This is a genomic window from Ancylomarina subtilis (assembly GCF_004217115.1).
In the GTDB taxonomy this organism is placed as follows: domain Bacteria; phylum Bacteroidota; class Bacteroidia; order Bacteroidales; family Marinifilaceae; genus Ancylomarina; species Ancylomarina subtilis.
In genome coordinates, this window is record NZ_SHKN01000001.1 from 1,293,873 (window position 1) to 1,309,425 (window position 15,553).

Genomic DNA, 15,553 nt, shown 5'->3' on the forward strand with positions numbered 1-15,553 from the left:
TCATTTTGCTGGTGGCCGCCAACAAAATATATTCTAATCAGTAGGTCGACCTACTATAATTTTATCATCTTTGATCGCAAACTTGACATTTGCCATCTTTTCTATCATCTCAAGGGCAAAGTCTATTGATTTCTCTCTTTTTACTGCACCTGTAAATCGCAATTGACGATACTGGTTTTCAACAAAAAAGAATTCCACACTATACCATCGACTCAACTGATGACAGATATCTTCAAGAGAATGATTTCTAAATTCAAACACTCCCTTCATCCAGGATGTATACAAATCTGTATTAACGGCTTGTATTTGAAATTCATCATCACCTCTTTTTATGACAGCTTGAAAGCCTGGCTTTAAACGTATTTTTTCCCCTAGAGAACTCAACTCTACACTACCTTCAATCAAGGTGGTCGCAATAAATTCCTCGTCATCGTAGGTCGAAACATTAAATTTTGTCCCCAACACCTTTACTTCAGTATCACGCGCCTTTATAATGAAAGCTTGTTTGGGATTATGTGCGACTTCAAAATACCCTTCACCGGTCAATTCAACCTGACGTGTTTTACCCATAAATTGCACAGGATATCTCAATGATGATTGAGAATTCAACCATACCCGCGTGCCGTCAGCCAAGATTAGGTTATACTCTCCTCCTCTGGGCACATCAATCCGGTTATAAATCAACTTCGTTTTATGCGATTGACTATTATTATAAGTCAGGCTGTTTGTAGAATCTTTATTGATACGTGTTCCATCAATTTCTGAAATAACTTTAGTGAGATTTTTTTCAAGCTTCAGTTTCTGACCTCCCTCAAGTGTTAGAATGGCTTTTTTTGAACCAATTGTTGATACTTCAGCAAAATTGTAAGTCTTATTGGAATCAAAGTCAGAACTCACCTGGTGAAGTACAAAATAACTCACAAGAGAAACGACCACAACTGCAGCCACATGAGGGAACCAGGTTTTTAGCTTTCTTACCTTCGTTTCTTTTTTAGGCATCGTTAATGACTTACTAATCTTTGTCCAGGCTTCGTCTGATTTTATTTGATCAAACTGACTGACAGCTTTACCTTCTTTTAGTAAAGCCAGATACTTCGCGAATTTATTCGCGTGATCCGGATCTGCATCCAACCACTCACTCAATTCATTAATCTCCTCATCAGAAATAACCCTCTCTTGATAAGCGATAATTAATGAGACAATATGTTCTTCGGAAAATTTCATTTTTGCATGCTTTTACCCCTATAAGTGATAATTGTGAAAATGGGTGACAAGAAAATTGAACTTTTATTAAATTTCTTATAAAAGAATGGTTCAAAGGCTTAAAATAAGCTTTATCTGTATGAGTATTTATTCTAAAAGCACTCGGGAATAGGAGTTATTTAAGGGAGCATTATTAATAAAAGGACATCCAACGAACTTCTCAATTGCTTCAAAGCTCTTGAATAATGCGTTTTGACCGTATTGAGGGATACATTTAATTCAGCCGCAACATCGGCGTACTTCATTTTTTCGAAAACAATGGCTTCAAATACCTTTTTGCACTGCTCAGGCAACATCTCTATTTCACGATAGAGTTTTTCTCTTCGCTTTTCCAGACTCTCTGATTCAAACTTATCTTCGATAATCGCGTATGATTGATTTTCAATCTCTTCAAAACGATACTTTCGATCTTCTTTAATCTTATTAATCGAATTATTTCGAACTATGCTAAAGAGATAAGATTTTATGGACCCCGTAAAATTAATCAGTCTGTTTTTTTCCCAAAGAGTAATAAAAGCTTCCTGTACAACATCTTCAGCTTTTTCGTAGGAATCAAAATATTTGTAGGCAAATACACAAAGAGAAGAGTAATATAAATCGAACAAGAGGCGAAGTCCAGATTCGTCTCCACTTTTAAATTTTCTGATGATATCTTGTTCCTGGCTGTCCATTTTCTGTTGATAAAAGTAAGAAAGCTATACTAATATGCAAATCTCTTTTATTCAATCTAAATCAACCCAATGTAAATACTTTTTCATTTCACATTAATTTACAAGAGCTTAAACTAATATATGATTCATTAGAATTTATGCGTATTTAATCATTAAAAAACGACAGATACAAAAAAGCTCAGCAAAATGCTGAGCTTTTCAAATAACTAAATATATCTAATTGGATTATTCCCAGTTCAAAATAACTTTTCCACAGTTACCTTCTTCCATAATATCGAAACCTTTTTGGAAATCGGCAGCATCAAATCGGTGTGAGATCATTGGAGACAGATCCAGTCCACTCATTAACATTTGCTCCATTTGGTACCAGGTTTCGTACATCTCACGTCCATAAATACCTTTCAACTGAAGACCTTTGAAAATGATATCACTCCAGTTAACTTGAGTTTGTGATGGTAAAATACCCAATAAGGAAATCTTACCTGAATTGTACATATGAGAAACCATATCGTTGAAAGCTGCAGGCGCACCTGAACATTCCAATCCGATATCGAAACCAATCATTCCTAACTCCTTGATTACATCATCAAGACTTTCTTCCATCGGATTTACAACACGTGTAGCACCCATTTTCTTAGCCAACTCAATTCTGTAAGGATTGGTTTCAGTCGCCACAACGTAACGTGCACCAGCAAATTTTGCAATAGCCACGGCCATCGAACCAATAAGACCAGCACCAGTCACAAGCACATCTTCACCAATAACTGAAAAAGAAAGAGCTGTATGCGTTGCATTTCCAAAAGGATCCATGATTGCCAACAATTCGTCCTCAATCTGATCGCTCATCTTCATCAAATTCGATGCAGGAATAGCCGCATACTCAGCAAAAATACCATCGATATTAACACCAATACCTACTGTGTTTTCGCAAACGTGCTTACGACCTCTACGACAGTTTCTACAGTGTCCGCATGCAATATGGCCTTCACCTGTTACACGATCACCAATCTTAAAACCAGTTACACCAGCTCCTATTTCAGCAACCTCGCCCACGTATTCATGACCAATGATCATTCCAGGCTTAATGGTATTCTGAGCCCATTCATCCCATTTGTAAATGTGTAGATCGGTACCGCAAATAGCAGTTTTTCTAATTTTTACCAGAACGTCGTTAACGCCTATTTTAGGAACATCAACTTCTTCCATCCATAAGCCTTTTTCTGCTTTGGATTTTACTAGAGCTTTCATTTTAGCCATTGTCGTATTATAAGTAAATCTGTAAGTTAAAGTATGTTGTATTTTGATAGAAAGGCCGAAAAAATGCCTTTGAATTATTTTTCGAAAATAATAAAAACAAAGATAGAATATCAATATGTCAATAAGAAATTAACGAAAGAAACAGAATAAACCCACATCTGCTATCAATACACCAACAAATCAAACAATTACACAAACCAACATTCTTAATTGAGAAAGAATGTATCAAACAAAAAACTGCAGACACAAGCCTTTGATTCCTTGTCTGCAGTTTCATCTATAGCCTCCATTTCAAATCAAAAGCAAAATCTTCATTTTCAAAATACTTGCTGTATTTTTTTTATTATTCGTATTTAATCGTTCTATACAGTTTAATAAATAGAAAATCAATAAATATCCTCATGATAACGAGATTCTTGCTGCAGACGATCGAAGTAGTCCAAGGCTTTTACCTTTCCACACTCATCAGTTAATAATTCAATAAGGGTTTCATTAACTGCTTTTCCCATAGCAACAGCCCCACAGACATAGATATGTGCCCCACTCTCTAACCATTTGAAAAGCTCTTTGGCATTTTCCTTAAGCCGATCCTGAACGTAAACCTTCTTGTCATCATCTCGAGAGAAAGCTAAATCCAAATGTGATAAAAGCCTTGCTTCTTTAAAATCCTCCAGTTCTTTTTGATAGAGGAAATCGTGTTCTTTTTGTTTTTCACCAAAAATCAACCAATTCGCGCCAGTTGCTCTCCTTGCCTTCCTTTCTTTCAAAAAAGACAAATATGGTGCTATGCCTGTACCTGCCCCAATCATGATAACAGGTAATTCATCAGCAGGAAGGCGAAACGCTTCATTGGGAATAAACTGAACTTTAAAACTAGATCCCAACTGGAGTCCTTTATTTAAATATGAAGAACAAGCACCAATACGATCGCGATTAAATGCTGAGTAATTAAACTGTTTCACCGTCAAGTGCACTTCATTGGGAGTCGCTTTTGCACTGGATGAAATCGAATACAAACGACGCTGAGCCTTACAAAGGACTTGAACAAAATCATTAGCCTCAATCTCACAGGGATAGTCTGTAATCAGATCGTAGACATCGGCATATTGCAAGTAGTTATGTAATTCGGATTGATTCGCACACAAAGCTGCCAGTTTTTGATCTCCACAATGTTTTAAATAAGCACGAAGTACCTCTTCGGTTAAACAAGTCAGTTCCAGTTTCACAGCCAACAACTCTTCAATACTTTTCTTCTTATCCTTATATTTGACTATCGTCTCGTGGGAATAGCCCAATTTGATCATAATACGAACCACTAAAGAATATGGATTTTTGGGCTTTATACTTACGGTATCACCAGCCTGGTATGTAAAGTCGGGATGATCGGTTTGAAGAACCAGGTGATTTATCTCATTTTCTGATTTTTCACCACTGATTCGATATTTTTCTTTCAGCTTGAGCGTAAAGGTTGGCCCTAAAGCATGCTGACCAAATTTCAAATCCACAACATCGCCATTCACTCTATTCTGAAATTTATTCAACAAACCGGAAGCCCATTGTTCAGCCTTCGTATTAAAAGCCAAATCACAAGTCGTAAGCTCAGCGTAACGCGTGGCTCCCAAAATTCCCAATTGCTGGTCGATATCTTTACCTGTCTGACAGAAAAATTGATAACTCGAATCGCCTAAGGCACAAACAGAAAAATTCAAATTTGGTAATTTGGGAGCTTTAGATCCCATCAGAAATTTATAAAACTGCTGTGCCTGAGCCGGAGGATCGCCCTCCCCCCTTGTACTCACAACAATAAAGAGGTATTTCTCATTCTCCAGATTATTCACATCGTAATCAGACATGCTGTAAACAGCAGGTTCCAATTCATATTTCAGAAACTGGAGCCTGATTTGTTCGGCTATAAAAGCTGAATTTCCCGATTTCCCACCATAGAGAATGGTGATGGGAGACGCAAAACTCTTGATATTTTGTATTGAAAAAGCCTGTTTCTTGGCCTTGTATATATATGTGTTCATTTAGCTTGAATTAATTTCCGGACAAAGATATCCTTAATTATTCGTATTTGGAATCAAACTAAATAAAAACAGTATCTTATAACTTAAATTCAGGATTATAGATTAGACCAATAATATTTCCCCAGAGATCATAGACGCTTGCAACCATGAGTTCACCGCCAACATTAGTTGGTTTTTCGTGTTCTTTTGCACCTAATTCCAACATGTTTGCATAAACCATATTTATATCATTCACTCCCCAGTATGCTATAACACCTTCTCCTTTTTGGGCATCGTCCTTATCTTCCGGTAGCAATCCCAACTCATAACCACCAATATTGAACCCCACATAGAATGGCTCATCAAAATAGGGCTGATTGCCAAAAGCTTTTGAATACCATTCTTTAGCCCGAAGTAAATCATCAACCTTATAAACCACAGTTCTCAATCCTAGGATCTCTTCTTTTTTCATGATAGAAAATTTAATTTATACAAATTAGTGTCACTATAACATTAGGTACAGCAATATAAATCTATAAAATTCAAAACGGCAATCAAACTTTACGCTTCTTATGTCATCAGAATTTTATCATAAATGGATTTCAAAAACATTTTTAGTCGCAATAGTTGATTTAAAGACCTAAAACTCCCTAATTATTCATTTCCTACATGTTACGCAGACACAAACCCTCTATTTAGAAAAGAAAATTCCATATATAAAATGAAAGAAAACAAGATTAAATACTGAGATTTATTGTTAAGCAAGTGATCAATGAAATCTACTTTATCATACAAATAAATTATGATTAACCACAAACACAACTTAAAGCAATAAATTCATTAATCAATCAAAAAAGCTCATTCATAAACAATAAAGAAATATTTATACAATAAAAAAATGATCACCCAAAAGCATTTAAATTCATTCCACAACTAAAACTTATCATTTATCGAAAATCATTTTAAACTTTTTTAACACTCAAAAAAAAATAAAAAAAAATTAAAATCATCGCACAGCTTATAAACAGTACAACACAGAAAAAATTACATGAGAAATATCATGTTTTATGAATGAAAAATGAAACGACCTATTTAGTTTTATAAAAAACAATCCCTATATTCGGTCGAATTTTAATAAACCTAAATTTAAATTTTAACCCCAAAACAAATTATTTATGAAAAGAATTTTTCTTTCAGTAGCATGTTTGGCTCTGGTTTTAGGATCATGTCAAAACAATGCGAATGAGATTAAACCCGACCAACAAGAAGTAAGTGTAGACATGAGTGACTTCTATGTATACACTAGTGATGATAACACTACAAAATCAGGACACGTTCATGGTCCTCAGTGTGGTAGTATGAAAGTATTAAACCGCCAACTAAAAGAAAATCCTAGCTTAGAAAACCGTATGTATAATATCGAGAAACATACGAGAAAGCTAATTGCAGCTAAAAGCTCAAATGCAAGCTCAAAGAAACCAGGTGGTGGTGGAACTACTGGTCCTACTCCTTATCAAGGAAGTATTACTATTCCAGTTATTGTGAACATTCTTGAGGATGCTAACCATCCAGTAACTCAGGCTCACATTAATTCTCAGATTGCAATCTTAAATGAGGACTATAATGATATGAACCCTGCTACAGGTGGCGTACCTAGTGAATTCAACAATGCTGTAGCTAACGTTGATATTACATTTGTTTTAGCAGGTGTAAACAGAAAAACTTCAACTAGAACATCTTGGGGAACAAATGACGAAATGAAGCATTCAAACCTAGGTGGTATGGACGCAGTTGATCCTGCTCACAACCTGAATTTCTGGGTTTGCGAAATTGGTGGTGGTATCTTAGGATACGCTCAATTTCCTGGTGGTGAATTAGATACTGACGGTGTTGTTATTGGTAGCGATTTCTTCGGTGAAAATGCTGCTGGTGGTCAATATGGTCATGGTAGAACAGCAACTCACGAAGTTGGTCACTGGTTGAACCTACGTCACATTTGGGGTGATGGTGGTTGCAGACAAGATGACTTTGTAGCTGATACACCTAGTTCAGACCGTGCTAACTACGGTTGTCCTTCATATCCTACTGTACACTGTAGAACTAATGACATGACTATGAACTACATGGATTATGTAGATGATAACTGCATGTATATGTTTACAAACGGACAGAATGATAGAATGAGAGCTATCTTTGGAACAGGTGGAACAAGAGAATCATTTGTACAGTAAGCTCTATTGCTTTATTAAAATTCAGCTAAAGGCGCCCTTGTGGCGCCTTTTTTTGTAAAAAAAAACGATTTCTCAATTGAGAGAAACCGCTTTAGTCAATTCATTATATATGAGTCTATTTCTTAACCTCAGTCACTTTAAATTGTAATTTTTCAATAGCTTGCTTAAGCGCTTCTTTAGTGGTTGACTTAGTCTTATACTTAAGCGTCACTTTTTGATTTTTGAAATCAATTTGTAAATCTTTAACTCCTTTCTCAAAAGGGATATTCTTCTCAATTTTCTTCACACAGCCCTGGCAATCCATTTCAACATTGAAAACAACTGTTTCAATCTTCTTTATCTCTTGTTTCTGAGCAAAAGTCGCTGTGGTCATTAAAATGATAACGATGGCCAGAGTAGCCTTCTTTAAATTCTGAATTAGGTTTTTCATTATTATTTGTATTTTGCCAGAGTAATAACTCTCTCCAGCTATGATATAATTAGGATTCACGAAATAAAACTATTCGATAGTCAGACGTAATCCCAGATAAAACTTACGTTCCTGAATAGGTCCCCAAACCATAGAGGCGTCAAAATTTTCGCCAAAAGGCTGATCTGCTGCAATTATTGGGTGCTTTTGTGTGTAATTACCTAAATTCTCAACCCCCACATAGGCTTCCCAAATTCGAAATCGCTTGGTTACTTGTGCATTGAGCATCGTGTAAGCCGGAGATTCCTCCCGTCGCTGATATTTAGCAGGATTACTTGCTGTTGATGGGATACGCATGTCACCATTAAACTGTGCTGTAAAATCAAATTGCCAAATATTCATATTTGTAGAATACGAGAGATTTACCAGGCCCTTATATCGATTCACATAAGGAACTTTTTGCAATTCTTTGTTAATCGTTGCCTTCACATCCGAGAAACGAATCGCTGTGGTCACATCTAATCGATTAAAAGGTTCAAACTTTAATTCAAACTGATAGTTATTGGCATAAGACTGTCCATCTAGATTGTAAAAATTCACTTGATTAACACTTTGATCCACATCAACAATCACCTGATTGTTAAATTCAGTGCGATAAAAATCAGCTGATGCTGTAAAATCCTGCCCCAAAAGACTAAAGTATTGTGTCAAACTCAAACCATAATTCCAAGCTGACTCTTGTTTCAAATCAGAAGCAAGATTAAACTCTCTATTTGATGCCAACAGAAAACTATTTTCAGCAATCGCATTTGCAGTACGACGACCACTACCTGCTGCTATACGTAAAGTCGATTTTTCAGCAAATTGATATCTAAAGTGTAAACGAGGTGTCATAAAACCACCATAAACTGAATTGTGATCGTATCTCAATCCGGCCTGCAAAGTGATTTCATCAGATGGCAACCATGTGTATTCGGCATAGGCTCCGGCAATTTTCTCATGTCTATCCGTACCGATGACCTTATTTCCAATCAATTTATCATTAAAATCGTCGTATATAAAAGATAATCCAGCCGTATATTTATGTGTTAGATTGCCAATATAAGATTGAAACAACAAATTGGCATATAAGTACTTTTGATTTGCATCGTAGTTCCTCAAACCATAAAATGACTTTTGTTCATGGGATGAAAAATTTGTAATTAAGGCGATACTGCGGTCATCATTCTTAGGAAAAACATAACCAATTTTTGCAAATGCCTCGTAACGACGTGTATCAATATTAATCCGATAAGCATTATTGATATCATTGGTCTTAGTCTCATCATATCCTTTCTGCCCACCAATTCTTTGCTCATCGATAAACTTGACACCAAACTGAGTAATCCAATACTTATTAGGCTTCCAGTGCCATCGGTTTACAAAATTATACTGACGCACCATAGGATCATCAAGAAAATGATCATGATTGTGATCAATTTCCCGCATATTATCTTGCCCGTGTGCCAAAATTGATGAGGATAACTTATCGCTAAATTTAAGCCCTGTGATCAGGTTTCCCTCTGACATCCCCATACTATTGCCATAAGCATTCAGATAAAGCTTAGGTGCATTTTGAGGTTTCTGATATTCGATATTAATTTGTCCCGTTATGGATTCAAAACCATTCACGACCGAACCAACACCTTTTGACACCTGTATGGATTCCATCCATGGACCAGGAACATATACCATTCCATAAACTGAAGCCAAGCCCTTAAAATTGGGATTCTTTTCAGTCATCATTTCAATATATTTACCAGTCAGTCCAAGTAGTTTAATTGACTTTGCACCCGTCGCTGCATCGGCATATGATACATCGACAGAAGCATTGGTCTCGAAACTTTCTGCCAGGTTACAGCAAGCCGCTTTACAGAGCTCTGCACCTGTGATACTTTGTGACTGTATTGGATTTTCTCTATCGATAATAGTCCCCGCTTTTCGCTTCGAAACCACAACCTCATCCAACTCAATATTGGGTGATAACTCAATAAGAATCTCTCTGTCTTTAAAGTTTGTCACCTCTACTTCACGTGTCTCGTATCCCACGAACTGTACAACCAAAACGCCTGATTTTGGCGATTCGTTTAAACTAAACCGTCCATCGGCATCAGTAGCAGTTCCCAGCGTTGTATTCTTCCAAAAAACAGAGGCACCAGGAAGAGGCACATGTTTTTCATTTGATAATTTTTCAACAATTCTTCCTTCAAAATTTCGGGCAATTGAAAACAAAGGAAGTAATGAGAGGAATAGTATTAATATTCGCTTCATATTACAATCATATTTTATTCTATATGATAGGCTAAAACACAATATAGTATTCCAACCTACACATAAATTGACTTGTGTGAGTTAAGTTTTTTTTCAGCTCATATAAAAAAACCTGTTATAAGCTGATATTGAAGAAGAATGAAGGAATCAACAACGGTAACAGGACAATAAATCCTGCGTTATTTCAGGAGGTTCAACTATCTGTCTCAGATAATCAATTCTATTGTCCTTGCTTGCATCATAGATCTGATGCAGTTGCAAATAGGAGGATTGGAACAAGTCAAGACTCGAAATCAGAGGTGATTTCACGACTTGCTTAACCAAAGTTTGGGGGCTATGCTTTAAATAAATTAATTCCAGAATACAACAAGGCACCTCCACATAATGCGCCTGTGAAGAATCGCCATCGACATGAATAAAATGAGGACGAGGATCTGCTTCGCAAACATGCATCTCATCACCACATTTATCCAAATCATAAATTAAATGGTAATCATCCTGATGACATGCGAAACAAGAATGCTTCAACAAATTCAAACCACAAAATCCTGCCAGGTAAAACACCAACAGGAAAATTGAAACTGTATTTCGAAATTGTTTTTTCATTAAATACTTATCATCATTTTAAAAGCATGAACAAACTTAACTTGTTCTATTTCTAAAGACCCTCAAAAATAGATTATGGGTGAATTTAAAATGTTATTTATCTGTTAATATTTGTTAAGAGCACTATTTATTTTAAGTCCTTTTTAATCCCCCTTATAAAACAATAAAAGGGGAGCCCTATGAATGACTCCCCAACTAATTCAAATTAAACTCAGAAAGTCTAATTGAAACTAATGGTTACTTTTATTAATTGTTCTACCGATGGCAAAACAAATTCGTTATCAACTTCCATCACAGCTTTTGATTCCGCTGTTCCGGTATTAGGACCAGACTGACGGGGAGCCTGGTTATTACCCGCACCTGGGTACTCATTCACTTCGGTACCTGCGTCCCAAATTTTAAGCATACTGGTTACATCACCAGTTTGAGCAATACCATTTTTAAACAAGGCTATTCCCCAATCATCAAAAGCAAAGAATAAATCATTTGATTGTCCTAACATGGAAGCGATATTGAAATAGTCACCCTCCTGTGCTTCGAAACTAAATTCAAAATATTTACCAGGAAATAAGGGGCCTCCAGCACTTTCCCCATTAGGTATTGCATAGACACCATGAGATTGAATGTACATCGCACCATCCAGACTCGCATTTAAATCTGCAGGATTACCATCCTCAGCTAAAGCTTCTAATCCTGCTCCGGAATCAATTTTACCCTCTTCGAACAATGGATAACCTTGGGTACTAATCGCAAAAACACCCGGAGCAATAGGCGTTACATAACCACTCATATCGGCTAAATAAGTTGCCATTTCAGCATTTGTTCCATCCTCAGCTAGCCCTTCTAAACCATTGGCTGCAGCTGAATTCACGGTAAACAAAGGCATTCCGTCATTATGAACAACCCAAACACCTGGTGCTAAAGGCGATTGAAAGGCATACATATCGGATAAATTTGTAATTGTTACTGTAAATTCCGTGCCTCCATCATGTGCCAGCTCAACTTTTATAACTTCAGATACGGGTGGGTATGTATAACCATCATTCACATCTGCAACTAATTTTACCGTACTGTTTTCTGTCATTCCCGTATTGGGACCTGATTGACGTGGTGCCTGATCGGCTCCAGTTCCCGGCATTTGATTGACTTCAGTTCCTGCATCCCAAAGCATTAAATCAGAGCTTACATCACCAACAACTGCATCGCCACTCCCATCATAGAGCGCAATTCCCTCATCACCAAAAGCATAAAACAAGTCGTTGCTTTGTGCCAGCATGGTTGCCAGTGAAAGCCTGGCTCCTTTTCCGGCATCGAAACTAAAGGAATAGGTCACTCCCGGTCCAATACCATCTGTCGTTCCCGAATTAAAAAAAGCCTTCCCCATTTGGATATTCTCAATCTTCACTGTAAAAGTCCCCTTTTTAACAGGTGTCATCATGTTGTCGTCATCATCATCATTACATGCAGTAAGCAACAAGATGCCGACCATTGTAGCATAAATTAATTTTTTCATAGTTCTAAATTTTATAAGTTTCAATTATGAATTTAATCATCGAGACCTATGGCTAAGATCTTTATTCAAAAGTAGAACATCAGCTTACCTTAAAATGTAAGCTGCATCACATATGGCTATTTTTTCTAAAAAAAAGAGCTGCAATCATTACAATTGCAGCTCTTTACTATTCAATTTCAGATCTTATTAACAGCTTTTATTACCTCATTGAGAGTTTGTCAAAGTTGAGTATTTGTATTTCCTTTCTGGAATAATCAATCACCCCTTCATGTTTTAACTCGTTGAACAAACGCGTAACCGTTTCGCGTTTTGTTCCAATTAAATCAGCAAAATCCTTTTGCGTGTAAAAATGTGTCAGGCGTATAACATCTCCTCTCTTTACGCCATTTTCTTCAGCCAATTCTTTTATAAACTCACACAAACGTGTTCTGACATCCTGAAATAAAAGGGATTCAAACCGACGCTCCATCTTCTTAATTCTAAAACCTATTAATTTATAAATCGATAAACCAAACTTTTCATTTTCACGCATTAATTTGTACATGTTAGGCAATTCCATCGGACAAAGCTGAGTTGGTTCAGTACAAGCCAGCGCGTAATCGACCCTTTTGTCTGATCCCAAAATTGCTTTTTCACCGAAGATTTCCCCTTTACCCAGAATGGCTTTCACAACCTCATCCCCATCTTTGTTATATGAAACTATCTTCACCTTTCCTTTACTTATCATGAATATCTTCTGAGACCTATCACCAGGAAAATAAATAAAATCACCACTTTTATAAGTCTTAAAATGATCCTGTTCATATTCTTTCAACTTATGAGGACATAGAATATGATATAAATTTACATGCTCAAAACACCAAATATTATCTTTCATCAGTTTATTTCAATTTTGATTACCTTAAGTTAATACATTTTTGATTGAATACACAGATTAATAACTTTTCGGAATCAGTATAAACGCAGTCATTCAGCCCTTTACACAATTTTTTTGTTCATCATTTTCAACTATCTTTAAACTTAAACCAAAACTTAACTATGAAACATCACATTTCATTCATACAATACTTTAGTTTAGTTATTTGTTTTGTTTTGATTTCTAGTTGTGATTTTACTCAGATCAATCTGTTTCATTCAAAAGAATATAAAGTATTTCCTGATGCCGTTAAGCAAGGCGATTATTTTGCCAAAGCCTTAAGTTCCACGCATCTTATTTCGAATTATCCTATTGACAGCACAATGTCCATCAAGGATACACTCCACTGGCGTCTCACAAAAGATCTTTCGCATTACCCTAAATTTGAATCCGATTTTCAGATTCTAAATGCCATATACAATCTATCTCTTGAAGAATTAGAGCAAAATATTAATCCGGATAGTTTATTCGATACCGGAGAAAAGTGGAAAGGCGTTTGGACACGAGACATCAGTTATAGCATCATTTTAGCCTTAGCCATTACCAATCCTGAAATATCAAAAAGAAGCCTGATGCATAAGGTGAAAAATGGCAAAATTATTCAGGATCCCGGAACAGGTGGCTCCTGGCCCATCAGTTCGGACAGAATGATTTGGTCAACTGCAGCCTGGGAAGTTTATCTCAGTACAGGAGACAAACAATGGCTCAAAAAAGCTTATACAATCATCAAAAGATCAACTGAAGACGATCTCAATGTTGTGTGGGATTATAACGAACATCTATTCAAGGGTGAATCCTCTTTTCTCGATTGGCGTGAACAGAGCTATCCACAATGGATGGATGCCAAAGATATATACAGTGCATTTTCCTTAAGCACTCAGGCTGTACATTATCAAAATCTGGTTGTCCTCTCCAAGATGGGTAAGGTTCTAAACCGGGATAGTCAAAAATACGAACACATATCTGAAGCGCTTAAAAAAAGCATTAACGAGAAATTCTGGATAAAGAACAAAAAGTACTATGCGCAATTTAAATACAATGCCTATTCCCCTCTGCTTTCCGAGCGAATGGAATATTTAGGACAAAGCCTTTGCATCCTCTTTAATATTGCCAATGATGAACAGAAAGAACAGATTATAAACAATACCGTTCAATTGCCTTTTGGGGTACCTTGTTTTTATCCTCAAATACCGAATATTCCGCCCTATCACAACACTAGCATTTGGCCATTTGTACAAGCTTATTGGAATTGGGCCTCTACCCAAACTGATAATGACAAATCCGTCAATCATGGTTTGGCAGCTTTAATCCGATCATCAGCCTTATTCCTAACAAACAAGGAAAATATGCTAGCTGAAACAGGCGATTTTAAAGGGACAGCAATTAATTCGAATCGCCAGCTTTGGAGTATTGCTGGCTCCTTATCAGGTATTTACAGAGTTTTATTTGGCTTGAAATTTCAGGAAGATCAGCTAAAAATAAGCCCCTATATTCCACGAGAATTTAAAGGCGAACTCAATATTAAGAATCTAAAGTATCGAAATTCAACACTGGATATTCAGATTTTAGGTTTTGGAAATAAAGTCAATTCATTCATGATTGATAGTTTCCCTCTCAATGAAAATGTGGTTTCAGGTAGGCTTAAAGGCCATCATCGAATTGTTATTGAAATGAACAACAGCCTTTCTTATAAATCAAAAATAAAAGTAAGGGATAATGTCTATTCGCCTGAAACGCCGAAAGTTAATTTAATTGATTCGAGTTTGGTTTGGCAACACAATAATAATGTGAGAGAATACAATATTTATTGCAACGGCAAAATGATTCAAGAGACCAGAGATACTATTTTCAGGCTCCCAAAAACTAAAAATAATTGCAGCTACCAAATCGAAAGCATTGATAAAAACAGGTATAAATCATTCTTAAGCTCACCAATTCGTGTCTATCGCAGAGGAGAAAGTCAACTCATAGAAGCCGAGTGGTTTACTACTCTGAAAAAACCATACGTCACACTCGATAATAAGAACCACTCGAATTTTATCTTTAAGATCAAAGTAAAAGAAAAGGGAACCTATTTTATCGATTTTAAATACGCCAATGGCAATGGGTCCACAACCAGTAACAATCAATGTGCAACTCGCAGTTTATGGGTCTCGAATGACTATTTGGGTACTGTTGTTTTTCCTCAGAGAGGTAAAAACGATTGGACAAACTGGGGTTACACAAATGCCATCAAAATCAATTTGGATAAAGGAACCAACGATTTAAGTTTAAAACGGGAAACATTTAATAAGAATAGAAATATCAAAAACACTTCTGCTTTAATTGATCAAATTCGAATCGTAAAAACAAACTAGACCAAGCTTATACA

General features: G+C 36.3%; 12 protein-coding genes. 2 read left to right on the forward strand and 10 right to left on the reverse strand.

The genetic code is table 11. From position 1 onward, the window contains the following. Positions 1–33: 33 nt before the first annotated feature. The 5 genes from EV201_RS05230 to EV201_RS05250 form a co-directional block, all read right to left on the reverse strand. A complete protein-coding gene (locus EV201_RS05230) occupies positions 34–1,224 on the reverse strand; it encodes a FecR family protein (RefSeq protein WP_130306329.1) in 1,191 nt (396 codons plus the stop codon). Between the two features lie 158 nt (positions 1,225–1,382). Continuing rightward, entirely contained in the window at positions 1,383–1,934 is a 552-nt protein-coding gene (locus EV201_RS05235) for an RNA polymerase sigma factor (protein ID WP_130306330.1), read from the reverse strand. Between the two features lie 225 nt (positions 1,935–2,159). After that, positions 2,160–3,191, reverse strand: a complete 1,032-nt coding sequence (tdh, locus tag EV201_RS05240) for an L-threonine 3-dehydrogenase (RefSeq protein ID WP_242610459.1) — start codon at positions 3,189–3,191, stop codon at positions 2,160–2,162. Positions 3,192–3,577: 386 nt separating this feature from the next. Beyond that, positions 3,578–5,218, reverse strand: a complete 1,641-nt coding sequence (locus EV201_RS05245) for a diflavin oxidoreductase (RefSeq protein ID WP_130306331.1) — start codon at positions 5,216–5,218, stop codon at positions 3,578–3,580. Positions 5,219–5,294: 76 nt separating this feature from the next. Continuing rightward, on the reverse strand, positions 5,295–5,669 hold the full coding sequence (locus tag EV201_RS05250) for a VOC family protein (RefSeq protein ID WP_130306332.1): 375 nt from the start codon (positions 5,667–5,669) through the stop codon (positions 5,295–5,297). Between the two features lie 703 nt (positions 5,670–6,372). Between EV201_RS05250 and EV201_RS05255 the strand changes: the two genes are divergently transcribed. Next, on the forward strand, positions 6,373–7,428 hold the full coding sequence (locus tag EV201_RS05255) for a zinc metalloprotease (RefSeq protein ID WP_130306333.1): 1,056 nt from the start codon (positions 6,373–6,375) through the stop codon (positions 7,426–7,428). 115 nt (positions 7,429–7,543) lie between these two features. Here the strand turns inward: EV201_RS05255 and EV201_RS05260 are convergent, their stop codons facing one another. The 5 genes from EV201_RS05260 to EV201_RS05280 form a co-directional block, all read right to left on the reverse strand. Then, a complete protein-coding gene (locus tag EV201_RS05260) occupies positions 7,544–7,858 on the reverse strand; it encodes a heavy-metal-associated domain-containing protein (protein ID WP_130306334.1) in 315 nt (104 codons plus the stop codon). Between the two features lie 69 nt (positions 7,859–7,927). Beyond that, the gene (locus tag EV201_RS05265) at positions 7,928–10,147 is read right to left on the reverse strand and encodes a TonB-dependent receptor (RefSeq protein ID WP_130306335.1); all 2,220 of its coding nucleotides are present in this window, start codon (positions 10,145–10,147) and stop codon (positions 7,928–7,930) included. A 147-nt stretch (positions 10,148–10,294) separates the two neighbouring features. Then, the gene (locus tag EV201_RS05270; protein WP_130306336.1) at positions 10,295–10,753 is read right to left on the reverse strand and encodes a hypothetical protein; all 459 of its coding nucleotides are present in this window, start codon (positions 10,751–10,753) and stop codon (positions 10,295–10,297) included. 220 nt (positions 10,754–10,973) lie between these two features. Further along, positions 10,974–12,266, reverse strand: a complete 1,293-nt coding sequence (locus tag EV201_RS05275) for a spondin domain-containing protein (protein WP_130306337.1) — start codon at positions 12,264–12,266, stop codon at positions 10,974–10,976. A 199-nt stretch (positions 12,267–12,465) separates the two neighbouring features. After that, positions 12,466–13,143, reverse strand: coding sequence for a Crp/Fnr family transcriptional regulator (locus tag EV201_RS05280; protein WP_130306338.1), 678 nt, complete (start codon positions 13,141–13,143; stop codon positions 12,466–12,468). Positions 13,144–13,304: 161 nt separating this feature from the next. On the opposite strand from EV201_RS05280, the gene EV201_RS05285 reads away from it, so the two are divergent. Then, on the forward strand, positions 13,305–15,539 hold the full coding sequence (locus EV201_RS05285; RefSeq protein ID WP_130306339.1) for an alpha-L-rhamnosidase-related protein: 2,235 nt from the start codon (positions 13,305–13,307) through the stop codon (positions 15,537–15,539). The last annotated feature ends 14 nt before the right edge of the window (positions 15,540–15,553 follow it).